The organism is Streptomyces sp. NPDC058525, from assembly GCF_042719495.1.
GTDB lineage: Bacteria > Actinomycetota > Actinomycetes > Streptomycetales > Streptomycetaceae > Streptomyces.
Map to the genome: position 1 here is coordinate 1 of NZ_JBHXNP010000066.1, position 15,317 is coordinate 15,317.

The window sequence follows — 15,317 nt, forward strand, 5'->3', positions numbered from 1 at the left end:
GCCAAGTCCCCGACCGCGCTGAAGACCACCCTCGCGGCCCTGCGCCGGGCCGCCGTCCTCGATTCGCTGGAGGAGGTGCTGGTCCAGGAGTTCCGCGTCTCGTGCAACGCGCTGACCGCGCCCGACCTGGTGGAGGGCATCCGCGCCCAGGTCGTCGACAAGGACCGCCGTCCGCGCTGGTCGCCGCCCGCTCTCGCGGACGTGACCGGCGCGGACGTGCAGCGGCACTTCGCCCCGCTCGCGGGCGGCGACCTGGTGCTGTGACCCCGGGCCGGCCGGCCCGGGCTACGAGGTGACGTACGCGCGCAGGTGGCGCGCGGTCAGCGTGTCGGCCCCGGCCACCAGATCGGCCGGGGTGCCCTCGAAGACGACCTCGCCGCCGGCGTGCCCGCCGCCCGGGCCGATGTCGATCAGCCAGTCGGCGTGCGCCATCACCGCCTGGTGGTGCTCGATGACGATCACCGAGTTCCCGTTGTCGACGAGCCGGTCCAGCAGCGCGAGCAGCTTGTCCACATCGGCCATGTGCAGCCCGGTCGTCGGCTCGTCGAGGATGTAGACGGAGGACTTCTCCGCCATGCTGATCGCCAGCTTCAGCCGCTGCCGCTCGCCGCCCGACAGGGTGTTGAGCGGCTGGCCGAGCCGCAGGTAGCCCAGCCCCACGTCGGCGAGCCGGCCCAGGATCGCCCGGGCCTGGCCGGTGGTGAAGAACTCGTACGCCTCCGCCACCGGCATGTCGAGCACCTCGCTGATGTTCTTGCCGCGCAGCGTGTAGGTGAGCACCTCCGGCGTGAACCGGCGCCCCTCGCACTCCTCGCAGACCGAGGCCACCCCGGCCATCATGGCCAGGTCCGTGTAGACCAGCCCGAGGCCGTTGCACTTGGGGCAGGCGCCCTCCGAATTGGCGCTGAACAGCGCCGCCTTGACCCCGTTGGCCTTGGCGAAGGCGGTCCGGATCGGGTTCAGCAGCCCGGTGTACGTCGCCGGGTTGGACCGGCGCGAGCCGCGGATCGGCGACTGGTCGGCGACCACCACCCCGTCCTGCCCGGCGAGGTACCCGTGGATCAGCGAGCTCTTCCCGGAGCCGGCCACACCGGTCACCACCGCCAGCACGCCCAGCGGCACCTCCACGCTGACGTCCTTCAGGTTGTGCAGGTCGGCGTCCTTGACCGCCAGGTGGCCGCGCGGGGTGCGCACCTGCTCCCGCAGCCGCGCCCGGTGTCCGAGGTGGCGGCCGGTCAGGGTCCCGGAGGTGCGCAGCCCGGCCACGTCCCCGCTGTAGCAGAGCTGCCCGCCCGCCGTGCCGGCGCCGGGGCCCAGGTCCACGACGTGGTCGGCGATGGCGATCACCTCGGGCTTGTGCTCGACGACCAGCACGGTGTTGCCCTTGTCGCGCAGCCGCAGCAGCAGGTCGTTCATGCGCTGGATGTCGTGCGGGTGCAGGCCGGTGGTCGGCTCGTCGAAGACGTACGTGATGTCCGTGAGCGAGGACCCGAGGTGGCGGACCATCTTCACGCGCTGGGCCTCGCCGCCGGAGAGGGTGGCCGACTGGCGGTCCAGGCTGAGGTAGCCGAGGCCGATCTCGACGAGCGAGTCCAGCAGGTCCCGGAGGTTCGCGAGCAGCGGCGCCACACCGGGGTCGTCGATCCGGCGGACGAAGGCGGCCAGGTCGCTGATCTGCATCGCCGAGCACTCGGCGATGTTGACGCCGTCGATGCGGGAGGAGAGGGCGGCCGCGGACAGCCGGGTGCCCCCGCAGTCCGGGCAGTCGGCGAAGACCACGGCACGGTCCACGAAGGACCGGATGTGGGACTGCATGGACTCGCGGTCCTTGGACAGGTACGTCCGCTGGATCTTGGTGATCAGGCCCTCGTAGGTGAAGTTGTTCGACCCGACCTTCACCTTCACCCCGTCCTTGTGCAGGAAGTCGGCCCACTCCTGCTCGGTGAAGTCCTTCAGCTTCGTGTCGGGGGAGTAGAAGCCGGAGTTCGCCATGATCTGCCAGTACCAGGAGTCGACGGCGAAGCCGGGCACGGTGATGGCGCCCTCGTTGAGGGAGAGCTCGCGGTCCACGAGCTGGTCCACGGCTATGTCGGAGACCTGGCCGATGCCCTCGCAGCGCGGGCACATGCCGTCCGGCGTGTTGAAGCTGAAGGCGGTGGACGTGCCGATGTGGGGGGTGCCCAGCCGCGAGAAGATGATCCGCAGCATGGTGTAGGCGTCGGTGGCAGTGCCGACCGTGGACCGGGAGTTCGCGCCCATGCGCTCCTGGTCGACGACGATGGCGGCGCTCAGGTTGTGCAGCCCGTCCACGTCCGGCCGGCCCAGGCTCGGCATGAAGGACTGGATGAACGCGGTGTACGTCTCGTTGATCATGCGCTGCGACTCGGCGGCGATGGTGCCGAAGACGAGGGAGGACTTCCCGGAGCCGGAGACGCCGGTGAAGACGGTGAGCCGGCGCTTGGGGATGTCCAGGGAGATGTCGGCGAGGTTGTTCTCCCGCGCTCCGCGGACCTGGATGACCTGATGGCTGTCGGCGGCGATGTGCACGGAACTCCTCGCGGTGGCGTGGCGGTGTCTCGAGTTACTTTCTACACTGTACTCTATACGCCGTAGTGTGTTTTGTTGCCGAGTGCGGGGAGGGCCGAGATGGCGAGGGACCGCAGTGGTGCGGGGGATACCGCCCGGACGCTGGAGCTGCTGTGGCGCGGGTCCGGCCAGGAGGCGCATCCGGGACGGCGCGGCCCGCGGCAGGGCCTCAGCGTGGACGCCGTGGTCCGGGCCGCGGTCACCCTCGCCGACGCCGAGGGACTCGCCGCCCTGACCATGCGCGCGCTGGCCCAGCGCCTCGGGGTGACACCGATGACCCTGTACACCTACGTGCCCGGCAAGGCCGAGCTGCTCGACCTGATGCTGGACGACGCGTACCGGACCATGGGCCGCGCCCGGCCCGCGGCGGACGGGCCGGAGCCCTGGCAGGCGCGGGTCACCCGCGTCGCCGAGGACAACCGGGCCCTGCTCGCCCGCCACCCCTGGATCGCGGACCTGTCCGTCACCCGCCCGCCGATGGGCCCCGGCGTGATCGCCAAGTACGAGTACGAGCTGGCGGCCTTCGACGGCATCGGCCTCACCGACGTCGAGATGGACGCCGCCCTGACCCACCTCCTGGCCTTCGTCCACGCCGAGGCGCTGGCCGCCGCCGACGCCGCCGAGCACAACAGCCGCCAGAGCGACGAGGAGTGGTGGGCCGTCAGCGCGCCCCTGCTGGAACGGGCCATGGACCCCGGCAGTTACCCCCTCGCGGGCCGCGTCGGCAGCGCGGTCGGCCCCTACAACCCCGAGACGGTCTGGGCCTTCGGCCTGCGCTGCGTCCTGGACGGACTGGCCCGCCTGATCGAATCCAGGCCCGCGACCTGAGACACCGGCCACGCGCCCTCGTTCAGAGCGGGGTCCGCTCCACGGGGATCCACAGCTCCGCGTCCGCCTCCGAGGCATCCTCGGACAGCCGGACCCGCAGGATCTCGGGCCCCGGCCGGCTCCGGTACGGATTGGACGGGAACCACTGCGTGAACACGTCCCGCCAGAGGTACTGGAGCGTCTGCGGAAACGTCCCGGAACTCTCGAAGACGGCCCACGTCCCGGCCGCGACGGGCAGCACATCCATGTCCTCGGGCACCACGGCCCGCGTCACCGCCCCGTGGAAGTAGTCGAGTTCGGTCCCCTCCGCCCGGCTCGGGTCGAGGTTCCCGCTCACCCCCACGATCCCCCGCGGCTCCTGGTCGGACAGCAGCTCCATGCGCCGGAGCGCCTCCTGCCCGATGCCCCGGATGAAGTCGGCGATGGCCGGGTTCACCCCCTCGTGCCGGAGGGGGACGCGCGCCTTCCTCCCGACCACCCGGAACTCGTCCTTCTCCACGACCCGGTACCGCATGCTGCTGCTCCCTTCGACGGTGAGGCGGAAGGACAGCCGTGGCTGGGACTGCAGACTCGCACCCGACCGCCTGGCCTCGCCGGGGCCGACGCCGTGCATGGCACGGAACGCACGCGCGAACGCCTCCCCCGACGTGTAGCCGTACCGCACCGCGATCTCCAGCAGCGTCGGTCCCCGGCCAGCACCTCGGCGCCGGCGATCGTGAGCCGCCTGCGCCGGACATACTCCGACAGCGGCATCCCCGCCAGCGCGGAGAACAGCCGCCGCAGGTGGTACTCCGACGTCACCGCGATCCGGGCCAGGTCGGCCGCCTCGATCCGACGGTCGAGGCGGCCCTCGATGTGCTCCATGGCCTGGTTCAGCCGCTCCAGCACCCCGGCCTCCTTCCCTTTCGATCCCCACGCTAGGAAGGAACCACCCTGCCGGACCCGACATCCCGTGCCCGATCCGGTCGGGTGCGGGGCCGCCTACCGGTAGCCGGTGGTGTCCGCCGGGCGGCCCGGGTCCTGGACCTCGACCACGTACCGCCAGCAGTCCGGGCGGCTGCCGTCGAGGTCCGTGAAGCCGTAGACGCCCGCGAGCTGCCCGCTGGACAGGGACCGGCCGTTCCAGCGCGCCAGATCCGGGTCCGCGGCGAGCGCCGCGACCGCCCGGCCCACGTACGACGGGGTCTCGGAGATCGCGAAGTGCGGGGACTTCGCGAGCGCGTCCCGCCAGTTCTCCTCCGTCACACCGTAGTTGTCCAGCATCATCTCGGACCGCAGCCACCCCGGGGTCAGCGCCACCGCCGTGGCACCGCGCGGACCCAGCTCGCGCCCCAGCGCGAACGCCATCCGCAGCACCGAGGACTTGGCGAGGTCGTAGAAGAACGACACCCGGTAGTTGGACGCGTTGTACTCGGTGGTGCCGTCCGTCATCTCCACCACCAGCCCGCCCGGCCGGCGCAGCAGCAGAGGCAGCGCGAAGTGGCTGGTGACGGCGTGGGTCTCGACCGCGAGCCGCAGCAGCCGCAGCCCGTTGTCCAGGTCGTGCTCCCAGACCGTGCTGTCCCACTCGAAGAGCAGCTCCCCGCCCCAGATGTCGTTGACCAGGACGTCGAGGCGCCCCTGCTCGGCGTCGATCCGACCCACCAGGGCCTCGACCTCGCCCGGCACCAGATGGTCGGCCACCACCGCGATGCCCCGGCCGCCCGCCGCCGTCACCAGCTCGGCCGTCTCCTCGATGGTCTCCGTCCTGCCGTACTCCGAGGGACCGCTCCGGGAGCTGCGCCCCGACACGTACACGGTCGCGCCCTGCGCGCCCAGTTGGACCGCGATGCCCCGGCCCGCTCCCCGCGTCGCCCCGGCCACCAGAGCGACCCTGCCTTCGAGTGTGCGCTGTGCTTCAGCCATGCGTCCGACCCTACGACAGCCCGCCCGGCTCCCGCCCGCCGAACACGGCGACCACGGCCAGCGACAGCAGCAGCCCCCCGGCCGCGATCCCCAGCGCCGGGCCCGGCCCCCACAGCGTCCAGGCCACGCCGAACAGCAGGGATCCGGCGAACCGGGCCAGGGCCTGCGCCGTCTGGAGCACCGCGAGGCCGGTGGTGCGCAGCCCGGGCGGCAGCAGCGGCCCGGCCGCCGCCATCAGCACCCCGTCCGTGGCCGCGTAGAACAGGCCGAGCAGCCCGAGGACCCCGAGCACGAGCGGCGGCCCCGCCGGCACCGGGGCGAGCAGCAGCAGGCAGGCGCCGAGCAGCAGCACGTGCCCGCCGAGGAACACCCGGCGCCGGCCCAGCCGGTCGGCTGCCCGGCCGGCGGGCAGCGCGGCCAGCAGGAACACGGCCGCCGTGCCGACCGGCAGCAGCGGGAAGTAGGCCGCCGGCAGGTCGAGCCGGTGCTGGAGCAGCAGGTAGAGGAAGGCGTCGCCGACGGTGAACAGGCCGAGCACGGCGGCGGTCGCGCACAGCCGCCGCAGCCCCGGGATCCGTACGAGCGTGTGTACGGGAGGCGGCAGCGGGGCGCGGGCGGCGGGCGCGGGCGCGGGGGCCTCGCGTACGAACAGGACCAGCACCACCACCCCCAGCACCGCGATGCAGCAGCTCACCGTGAACACGGCCGCGTACCCGTCCGCCACCACCCACAGCACCCCGAAGGCGGCCAGCGGCCCCAGCAGCGCGCCCGCCGTGTCCAGCGCGCGGTGCACCCCGAAGGCGCGGCCCTGGTCCTGCGGCGGGCAGGACAGCGAGATCAGCGCGTCGCGGGGGGCGGTGCGCAGGCCCTTGCCGGTCCGGTCGGCGGCCAGTACCGCCGCCACCGACCAGGGGGTGGTGACCGCGAGCAGGGCCGCCTTGCACCCGGCGGACAGCGCGTAGCCGAAGCCCGCGACGAGTTTGCGGCGGTGGGTGCGGTCCGAGATCCGGCCGCCCGCCAGGCGCAGCAGCGCGGTGGCGCCCTGGTGGAGCCCGTCCAGGGCGCCGAAGGCCAGCGGGGACATGCCGAGCCCGGCCACCAGGTACAGCGGCAGGACCGCCGTGACCATCTCGGCCGAGACATCCGTGATCAGACTGACCAGGCCGAGCGCGAACACCGTGCCGGGGACGGCCCGCAGGGGGCCGCTCGGTACCGGGGTGCCCCCGGCCATGTCCGCGGCCCGGCTGGTCGACAGGTACACGGATGCCTCCCTGAAGGCGGTTAGAACCAGTTGACGGTGAGCGGGAACCCGGCAGTGACGGTCGTGCCCGTGGAGTCGGTGGCCGTCGCGGTGATCTGGAGGGTGCCGCCGGCCCACGGCTTGCCGCTGATCCGGCCGGTGCCGGGATCGACGGTCAGGCCCCAGGGCAGACCGGTGGCCGCGTACCGGACCGGGGGCTTGCCGCCGGTGGCGCTGAGCCGGATGGTGCAGGACTGGTTGAACTTGCAGGTCTGCGGCCCCGGATTGGCGAGCCTCAGGTCACCCGCGGTGGGAGTGGGTGTGGGGGTGGGGGTCGGAGCGGGTGTCGGTGAGGTGGGTGTGGGGGTGGGCGTGGGAGTGGTGCCGCCGAACACCTCGCTGATCGGCTGGACGTTGGCCGCGTTGCCCGCGTGCGTCGTGCCGAAGAGGTCCTCGAAGGTCCGCAGCAGGTGGTGGTGGTTGAAGGCGGTCGCGTACTTGCCCGTCTTGACGTGCGCGCCGTAGAAGACGGTGGCGATCTGGTTCGACCCCAGGTAGTTGTCCTCGTCCCAGGTCAGCACCAGCAGGCTGTTGTTGGCCTTCGCCCACTGCGCGTACGCGTCGATGTTGTTCCTCGTCCACGTGTCGCCCGTGGCGACCGGGCAGGAGTGCATGTCGTTGCACTGGTTCGGCACGATGAACGACAGGTGGGGCAGCGCCGCGAAGTTGTTCTGCGGGAACTGCGCCCAGGTCTTCCCCGTGTTCAGCGGCACGTTCTTGAAGGCGAACCACGGGTTGTGCTTCTGCGCGTACTGGCCGTTGGTGCAGGCCGTCGACCCCTCGCTCGGCAGGTCCTCGTTGTACGTCGCGAAGGTCTTGCCGGCCGCGATCAGCTCCTGGCCGAGGTTGGGCGCCGTCATCGACTGCGGGACGTAGCAGCCGTCGCCGGTGATGCCCTGCGTGGCACCGGAGAAGAGGTTGAAGTAGTTGGGCTGGCTGGGGTGGGTCAGCGCCTTCATGCCGGTCAGGCTGGCGCCGCCGTTGGCCAACTGGTTGATGTACGGGGCGTTCGCGCTGCCGATGATCTCGCCGTACTGCTTGTTCTCGTACACGACGATCACCACGTGGTCGTACGAGGGCAGCGCGGCCGCGGCCGATGCCGGTGCCGTGGTCGCCGGACCGGTCTCCGCGGCCTGGGAGTTGGCCACGGTGAAGGCGCCCAGCAGGCCGAGCGCGCCGAGTCCGGCCACGAGCGCGGACCACCGGGACCGGCGTCTCGCGTCGGCCCTGGGTGAGGGGGTGGGCATGGGGGATCCTCCTTGGTGTCGGCGCGCTGCGGGTCAGCGGGCCGGGTGTCGCCGGGTGGCGGTGGGCCGGATGGTCATTCCTCGCGCCGGGCCGCGCCGGCCACGGCGATGTTCAGGAACCGCGGCACGGGCCGCCGCCGGTCGCGGAAGTCCTCCGCGACCGCGGCCCGCACCGCCGCCAGCCGCGCCTCGGGCAGCAGCACCAGCGCACTGCGCCCCGGCTCCTGTCCGGGCGACCAGGCGCTCAGTGCCCCGGCCCGGCGGGCGCAGGCCACGGCCCGCGACAGCTCCGCCGGCCGGTCCGCGGCCTCGCCGCGCACGGCCACCAGCACCAGCCGCGCTCCGGAGGCCGCCGGGTCGAAGGGGACGTACCGCTGCCGCCGCCGGGGCTCCGCGCCCAGCAGCAGGGCCTTGCCCTGCCGGGCGAAGAACACCGCCCGGCGCAGGGCGTCGTCGCCGTCGGGCAGCGCCGCGGCCAGCAGCCGGGCCAGGTGTGCGCGGTCCGGCAGTTCGCCGGCCGCGGTGTGCACGTCGGCCACCGCCAGGGCCACGGCGCAGTCGGCGGGCTCCGCCGTGGCCAGCCCGGCGGCCGCCGTGAGCGAGCCCTGCACGTGCAGGTCCGTCCCGCCGCGGCCGAAGCCGGCCCGGGCCAGCGCCCGCAGCACGGCGTACGGCCGGACCGCCCAGGCGGGGGTGGCGGGCGGCGGCCCGGACAGGGTCAGCGGCAGGTCGCAGCTGTCCGCGGGGTGCCCGAGCGAGCTGAGCCGCACCAGGCCGTCGGTGCGCGGGGCCGCGGCGGCGGCCGTCGGCCAGCCGGCCGCCGCGACCAGTCCGGGGGAGCCGAGGTGGAAGGCGTACGGGGCACTCCACACGGCGGCGGGCGGCCGGCCGTGCGCGGCCTCCAGGGCGTAGGCGACGAGCCGGAAGAGCGGATCGGCGGTGGCCCGCCGAGCCAGGTCGCCTCCGGCGCGGTCGGCGGTTGCGGCCGTGCCGGTGCCGATGCCTGTGCCGGTGCCGGTGCCCGTACGGGCTGTGGCCGGGCCGGTGGCGGTGCCTGTGCCGGTGCCCGTACGGGCTGCGGCCGGGCCGGTGGCGGTGCCTGTGCCGGTGCCCGTACGGGCTGCGGCCGGGCCGGGGCCCGTGCCCGTGTCCGTGCCCGTACGGGCTGTGGCTGGGCCGGGGCCGGTGCCGGTGCCGGTGCCTGTGCCGGTGCCGGTGCCCGTACGGGCTGTGGCCGGGCCGGGGCCGGTGCCGGTGCCCGTACGGGCTGCGGCTGGGCCGGGGCCTGTGTCGGTGTCCGTGCCGGTGCCGGTGCCGGTTCCGGTACGGGCTGTGGCTGGGCCGGTGGCGGTGCCTGTGCCCGTGCCCGTGCGGGCTGCGGTCGGACCTGGGTCGGGCTGCTCCTGTCCTCCGGTGGTGCCGGCGGGGGCGGCCGTCATGGGGTGTCCTTGCGGGCCAGGACGCGGTAGGCGTTCCCGCCGTCCGTGACGCGGGCCACCGCCGAGCGCACGGCGTCGAGTACGGCCGCGCCGGCGAAGCACGGTACGGCCGCCGCGCGGACGAGGCCGGTGAGGGCCCGGGCGCGGGCGGTGGCCGGGGGACCCCACGGCCGGTCCGGGTCCGGGGCCAGCCGCGCGGCGGTCAGCGCGACCGCTCCGAAGAAGTCGTTGCCCTGATGGGCCGCCCCGTGCTCCTCGACGAGGACGGTGAACCCCCGGTCGGCCAGCGCCTCGCGCAGGTTCGCCGCCGGGACCAGGTGCTGGTGCTGCGGCTGGAACCACGGCAGCCAGGCCCGGCCCAGCAGGTCGGCCATGCGGGACTCCGGGTCGGGCACCTCCACGGCCAGGAATCCGCCGGGGGCGAGTACGGCGGCCGCCGTGTCCAGTTCGGCCAGCGGATCCCGGGTGTGCTCCAGGTAGTGGTACATGCTGACCACCTCGTAGCGGCCCGCCAGCTTCGAGGCGAACTCCGGGAACTGACCCTGGTATCCGGTCTCCACCCAGCCGCGCCGCTCGGCGCCGAGGATCCCGTCGCCCATGTCCAGCCCGTCGAAGCGGGTCCGCGGCCAGACCTCGCGCGCCGCGTTGCAGAAGTGCCCGTGCCCGGTGCCCACGTCGAGCCAGGACTCCGGTCCGGCCCCGCCCACGTGCGCGCGGAGCATCTCGGCGCGCGCCCGGTAGGACGGCCCGAGCCGCCCGAAGACCGTGCCCGCGCCCTCGCCGCCCCGCCCGTCGTAGAAGTCGCGGTAGTAGAAGTCCAGCCCCTCCGGGCTCAGCCGGGGGTTCTGGAAGACGTGCCCGCAGTCCTCGCAGCGCTCCAGCGTGAACCGGCCGGGCTTGCCCTGGAGCAGGTCCGGCACCCGGACCCGGACGGCCAGCCGCCCGCTCCCGCACCAGGGGCAGTCCGGGCGGCGCGCCTCGAGGAAGCGGTCGGTCCCCGCGGCCAGGTCCGCCCGGTAGGCGGCGGCCCTGCCCGGGTCCGGCTCCCCGCCCCGGCCGCCGCGGGCCGCCGCGGCCGTGCGCAGGGCCGCGCCGAGGGACCGTACCGGCCGGGCGGCGGTGGCCCGGGCCAGATCGGCCGGGTGCAGCGGGGAGCGCGGGCCGCCGAAGGCCAGGTACGGCTGGAGCCAGTACAGCCCGGCCGCTGCCGCCCCCCACCGGCCCTGGCGTACGGCGGCGCCCGCCAGCAGGCCCAGCCCGGCGAGCTGGGCCGCGGCCTGCGCCCCCGGCGGCAGCCCCTGCGCCCGCAGCTCGGCGGCGCGCTCGGGCCCGGTCGTGGCGGCCGGCGGCCCGCAGCTCAGCGCGGGGGCGATGGCCAGGCCGGTGGCCCCGGCGGCGTACTCCTTCAAACGGCGGGTGAGCGCGAGGAGTTCCGCGGGTCCCGGGCGCGGCCCGTCGGGATCGACCCCGGCCCGCGCGAGGACCTCCTCGGCGGCCAGTACGGCGAACCCGGCGCCGCGGCCCTCGCCGAGCCGGTCCCCCTGGTAGCGGGCGGGGTCGACGAGCCGCAGCAGCCCCAGGGCCCGCTCGGCGGCCAGGTCCGCCGGCAGCAGGTCCAGGACCCGCAGCCCCTCCCGTTCGGCGTGTGCGCAGGCGGCCAGGAAGGTGGCCGCGTCCGCCTCGACCCCCCGGGCGGTGAGCAGCCGCCACCCGCCGGCGCGCGGTACTCCGGCCGCCGCGGGCAGGTCGGCCGGCAGCACCGGCACCGCCCGCAGCCTGCGGCCGGCCCGGACGGTTCCGGCGCCGAGCGCGGCCAGCAGCACCGCCGAGGTCCACGGGACCCGGGGGATCGGGAGTGGCGTCATCGCAGCTTCTCCAACCGGTCGGCCGCGGCGGCGGCTCCGCCCGCCGCGGCGAATGAGGCCTGGATGCGCCGGGCGGACCGGCGGGGGCCGGGCTCGTCCAGCACGGCCGTGAGGGCGTCGCGCAGTTCCTCGGCCCGGGTCCGGCCGAACCGCAGCCGTACCCCGGCCCCGGCGTCCACGACCTGGCGGGCCACGATCGGCTGGTCGTCGCGGATGGGCGCGACCACCAGCGGCAGCCCGAACGCGAGGGCCTCGCAGACGGTGTTGTGGCCGCCGTGGCAGACCACCGCGTCCAGGTGGGGCAGCAGCTCCAGCTGCGGGACGCGCTCCCGCAGCAGCAGGTGCCCGGGCGCGGTGCCGATCAGCGCGGCGGGCGCCGCGAGCACCAGCTGCACGTCCTCGGCGAGGTGTTCGGCGGCTCCGAGCACCGCCCGGTAGAACCGGCCGCCGGCCTCCTGGTTGAGGGTGCCCAGCGACACCAGCACCCGCCGGCGGGCCGGGTCGAGCCGCTGCCAGGGGAATCCGGGGGCGGCCGGGCGGGCTCCGAAGGCCGGTCCGACGAAGGCGTAGTGCGGCGGGAACTCCTCGGCCGGGCCGACGAGTTCGGGCGTGGAGAAAACCAGGACGAGCCGGTCGGAGAAGCGCGGGTCCCAGCCGGACGACCCCGGGGCGAACTCGGCGACCAGCCCGCTGATCTGCTCCGCCACCCACTCCCCGACCTTCGGGAAGTCCGCGAAGGGCCGCGTCAGCTCCGCCGAGGTGCTGGCGGAGGTGGCCCAGGGGATCCCGAGCCGCTCGGCGACCAGCGGTCCGGCCAGCGTCTGCTGGTCGGCGACCAGCACGTCCGGCTCGAAGGCGCGGACGGCGTCGGCCACCCCCGGCACCATCGCCCGGGCGAGCGGCACCAGCGCCTCCTCCCACAGGAACCGCAGCGCCGCGACCCCGCGCAGATCGCGCCAGCGCGCGTGCAGCGCCGTGTAGCCGCCGCCCGCCTCCTCGCCGGCCGGCAGGATCCGGGCCCGCGAGGGCAGCAGTCCGGCCAGTACGCCCGCAGGCCCGGCCCAGGCGATCTCGTGGCCCCGGGCGGCCAGTTCGGCCCCGACGGCCACCGTCGGATTGACGTGCCCCGCCAGCGGCGGGACCGTGAACAGCACCCTCATCGGACCAGCGCTCCGACCCGGGCCCCGCGCGCTTCCCGCGCCGCCCGCTCCGACAGGCCGGCCGCCGCGTCGAGATGGGCCAGTACGGCCTCCCGCAGCGCCCCGCTGGTCTCCTTGAGCACGTCGTGCCCCAGCCCCGGCAGGATCCGCAGTGCCCCGTGCGGTGCGTGCAGGGCCAGCTCCCGCGCTCCCGGCACCAGTTCGGAGTGCTCCCCGCACACGATCAGCAGCGGGCAGCGCAGCCGGGCGTAGTCGGCCGGGGTGAAGGTGCGGCCCGCCGCCATGTCGTCGATGAGGGTGGTGCGGTTGAGCAGGTCGTCGGCGATCGCCGTGAGGTTGGCGGCCTTGCGCAGCCGCAGGGTGCGCAGTTCGGCCGGGACCGGGCTGTCCTCCAGGCTGAGCGCGGCGGCCGACAGGGTGTCCACCATGTTCTCCACCCAGGCCCCGCTCAGCGGGGGCTCCAGGAGGGTCAGCCCCGCGACCAGGCCGGGCCGGGCCAGTGCCGCGTGCAGGGCGAGGGTGCCGCCGTAGCTGTTGCCGACCAGGTGCACCGGCCGGTCGCCCAGGCCCAGCGCGCCGAGCAGCGCGAACAGGTCCCGTACGGCGGTGCGGCTGTCGTAGCCTGCGGCCGGCCGCTCGGTACGGCCGTGGCCGCGCAGGTCGTACAGGACGGCCTCGTGCCCGGCCCGGGCCACCGGCACCGCCAGCGGGCAGTAGAAGGAGGACAGGTTGTCGACGGCCAGGCCGTGCAGGAAGACCACCACGGGCCGGTCGGGGCGGGCGGCTTCAGCGGTGGCCGGCAGCCGCTGGACGTGGAAGCGCAGCGAGTTGGCGAGGACGAAGGCCATGGCCGCCTCAGCCCGCGGAGCCGGCCGGGGAGGCCCCCGAGCGGGCGAGGGAGGCATGGGTGATCCGGCCTATGTGCGTGACGAGGTCGCCCACGGACATGGCGAGGATGGCGTCCATGTCCTTCTCCGCCAGGAACTCCATCAGGTCCACCTCGGCGCCGTAGCGGTGGTGGAGCAGCTCGGCGAGGGCGACGAACTCCACGCTCTCCAGGGCGAGGTCCTCGTTGAACGTCGTCTTCATCGTGACCTCCTCCGCGAGCAGGTACTCGTCGCCGACGATCTCCACGAGCATTCCGGTGATCTCGGCGAGGATGTCAGGTGCCATGACGGGTCTCCGTGAGGTGGAAGGGGACGGGGGACGGCGCCGTTTCGGCGCGGGCGGTCCAGGCGACGACGTGGTCGAGCGGATCGGTGGCGAGCAGGGTGGTGCGGACCGGGTACGGGTGCCCGTCGGGGGAGCGCACCAGCAGCGCGCCGGAGTCCGGGTCCTCGGTCACCCGCCAGTCCCGCGGGCGGCCGCCGAGCCCGCTGCCGTCGGCCTTGGCGGCGGCCTCCTTGGCGCACCACACGGCGGTCAGGGCGGCCGGCAGGCCGGTGCCCTCGCAGGCGGCCAGCCGTTCGGCGAGCCGGACCTCCTGCGGTCCGAGGGCGATCCGGACCAGCGCGTCCGGGTCGGCGGTCACCTGTTCCACGTCGATGCCGACCGCGTGCCCGCGCTGCGCGAGGGCGACCGCGATCCGGTCCTTGTGGGCGATCGACAGCCGCAGGCCCCGGGTGAGCGGCCCCTCGGCGAGCGGCCGGCCCGCCGCGTCGTTGCCGATGGGCACCTCCGCCGGGAACACCGGCCCGGCCCCGCCGTCCCACAGCAGCTGCCGCAGCGCGTCCTTGGCGGCGATCCGGCCCAGCAGCCACGGCGCCCGGGCGCGCGGCGACAGCCCCTCGTACGCCGCCCGCTCGGCGGCGCCGAGGTAGCGGCGCATGACCAGTTCCTGGGAGGCGGGATCGGTCCAGCGGCGGCGGGCCAGGCACCAGCCCTCGGGCCGGGGCTCGCCGATGCCGCACACCTCGGGGGTGAACTTCATCGGCCAGACCCGCTCGTCGGCGCCGAACCGGCGGTACGTCCAGCCCTCGATCCGGGCCCACACCTCGCCGTCGGCCCGGCGCAGCTCGAGGTCGCCGCGGACCGTGGTGTCGTGCACCTCGCGGATCCGGGCCGTGGCGGCGACCAGGGCCGAGGGGGCGGGCGGGGGCCCGCAGAAGCGGATCCGGTCCACGGTGGCCGGGAACACCAACCGGTCGACGGGCAGCCTCAGTTGCATCCAGTGCCCGAAGAGCTGGCCGGCGGCGTCGAGCAGCGCCCCGGGGTCGGGGAGGGCCCGCAGCACCCCTTCGATGCCGTCCGAGCCGACGGTCCGCACCTCGTGCACGGCGGCGAAGCGCGGGCCGTGGAACATCCACCGGTCGCGGTAGAGGGCCTCGGCGCTGACCGGGGCCGGCCGCGGATCGCGCAGCGGCGTGGTGTCGGGCGCGGGCGGCCGCCCGTACCGCTCGCCGAGCAGCACGACCACCGAGGCGTACGCGCCGAGGGTGACGCGCGCCCGGCCGGGCCCGTCGCCCCGGACGGTGACCTCGACGTCGACGGCCGGTTCGACGGCCAGCCAGCGCAGCGCCCGTACGTCCTCGTAGCCGACGACGTGCAGACCGGGCGGGGCGTGCCGCAGCGCGGCCCCGGCGGCCAGCTCCAGCATGGTGGTCATGGGGACGACCGGGAACCGGTCGGAGTCCTCGGGCCAGCCGTCGGGCTGGAGGTACACGCAGTGGTCCCGTACGTAGGGCAGCGCGGCCAGGGAGAGCCGCAGGCGCTCGGTGCCCCGGGGCCCGCCGGAACCGCCTCGGGCCGGGGCCGGAGCCGGAGCCGGGGCCTGGGCCTGGGCCGGAGCCGGGGCCGGAGCCGGGGCCTGGGCCTGGGCCGGAGCCGGAGCCGGGGCCTGGGCCTGGGCCTGGGCCTGGGCCTGGGCCTGGGCCTGGGCCGGAGCCTGGGCCTGGGCCGGAGCCGGGGCCTGGGCCTGGGCCGGAGCCGGAGCCGGGGCCTGGGCCTGGGCCTGGGCCTGGGCCTGGGCCTGGGCCTGGGCCGGAGCC

Annotated in this window: 12 protein-coding genes and 1 pseudogene; 2 read left to right on the plus strand and 11 right to left on the minus strand. The window is 75.1% G+C overall.

Annotated elements, in window-relative coordinates; genetic code table 11:
* Window positions 1-264: enoyl-CoA hydratase/isomerase family protein (locus ACFWP3_RS27090; RefSeq protein WP_384225920.1), on the plus strand; the 264-nt coding region annotated here is incomplete at its 5' end.
* 21 nt (window positions 265-285) lie between these two features.
* Here the strand turns inward: ACFWP3_RS27090 and ACFWP3_RS27095 are convergent.
* Complete coding sequence (locus ACFWP3_RS27095; RefSeq protein WP_384225922.1) at window positions 286-2,547, minus strand: ATP-binding cassette domain-containing protein; 2,262 nt, start codon at window positions 2,545-2,547, stop codon at window positions 286-288.
* A gap of 99 nt (window positions 2,548-2,646) precedes the next feature.
* Between ACFWP3_RS27095 and ACFWP3_RS27100 the strand changes: the two genes are divergently transcribed.
* A complete protein-coding gene (locus ACFWP3_RS27100; protein ID WP_384225925.1) occupies window positions 2,647-3,414 on the plus strand; it encodes a TetR/AcrR family transcriptional regulator in 768 nt (255 codons plus the stop codon).
* Window positions 3,415-3,436: 22 nt separating this feature from the next.
* Here ACFWP3_RS27100 and ACFWP3_RS27105 read toward each other — a convergent pair.
* The 10 genes and pseudogenes from ACFWP3_RS27105 to ACFWP3_RS27150 all read right to left on the minus strand — a co-directional run.
* Window positions 3,437-4,302: pseudogene (locus ACFWP3_RS27105) on the minus strand (GyrI-like domain-containing protein).
* A 93-nt stretch (window positions 4,303-4,395) separates the two neighbouring features.
* Window positions 4,396-5,319 (minus strand): SDR family oxidoreductase, encoded by a 924-nt coding sequence (locus ACFWP3_RS27110; RefSeq protein ID WP_384225927.1) that lies wholly within the window; start codon window positions 5,317-5,319, stop codon window positions 4,396-4,398.
* Window positions 5,320-5,329: 10 nt separating this feature from the next.
* Window positions 5,330-6,580: an MFS transporter gene (locus ACFWP3_RS27115; protein WP_384225929.1), complete on the minus strand. Its 1,251-nt coding sequence runs from the start codon at window positions 6,578-6,580 to the stop codon at window positions 5,330-5,332.
* 20 nt (window positions 6,581-6,600) lie between these two features.
* Complete coding sequence (locus ACFWP3_RS27120) at window positions 6,601-7,866, minus strand: alkaline phosphatase family protein (RefSeq protein WP_384225932.1); 1,266 nt, start codon at window positions 7,864-7,866, stop codon at window positions 6,601-6,603.
* 74 nt (window positions 7,867-7,940) lie between these two features.
* Window positions 7,941-9,305: a hypothetical protein gene (locus tag ACFWP3_RS27125; protein WP_384225934.1), complete on the minus strand. Its 1,365-nt coding sequence runs from the start codon at window positions 9,303-9,305 to the stop codon at window positions 7,941-7,943.
* Entirely contained in the window at window positions 9,302-11,170 is a 1,869-nt protein-coding gene (locus tag ACFWP3_RS27130; RefSeq protein WP_384225935.1) for a methyltransferase domain-containing protein, read from the minus strand. Before ACFWP3_RS27130 ends, ACFWP3_RS27125 begins: the two co-directional genes overlap by 4 nt.
* On the minus strand, window positions 11,167-12,330 hold the full coding sequence (locus tag ACFWP3_RS27135; RefSeq protein WP_384225937.1) for a glycosyltransferase: 1,164 nt from the start codon (window positions 12,328-12,330) through the stop codon (window positions 11,167-11,169). Before ACFWP3_RS27135 ends, ACFWP3_RS27130 begins: the two co-directional genes overlap by 4 nt.
* Window positions 12,327-13,178, minus strand: coding sequence for an alpha/beta fold hydrolase (locus ACFWP3_RS27140; protein WP_384225939.1), 852 nt, complete (start codon window positions 13,176-13,178; stop codon window positions 12,327-12,329). Before ACFWP3_RS27140 ends, ACFWP3_RS27135 begins: the two co-directional genes overlap by 4 nt.
* A gap of 7 nt (window positions 13,179-13,185) precedes the next feature.
* Entirely contained in the window at window positions 13,186-13,503 is a 318-nt protein-coding gene (locus ACFWP3_RS27145; RefSeq protein ID WP_384225942.1) for an acyl carrier protein, read from the minus strand.
* Window positions 13,493-15,317: 4'-phosphopantetheinyl transferase superfamily protein (locus ACFWP3_RS27150; RefSeq protein WP_384225944.1), on the minus strand; the 1,825-nt coding region annotated here is incomplete at its 5' end. The genes ACFWP3_RS27145 and ACFWP3_RS27150, both read right to left, overlap by 11 nt.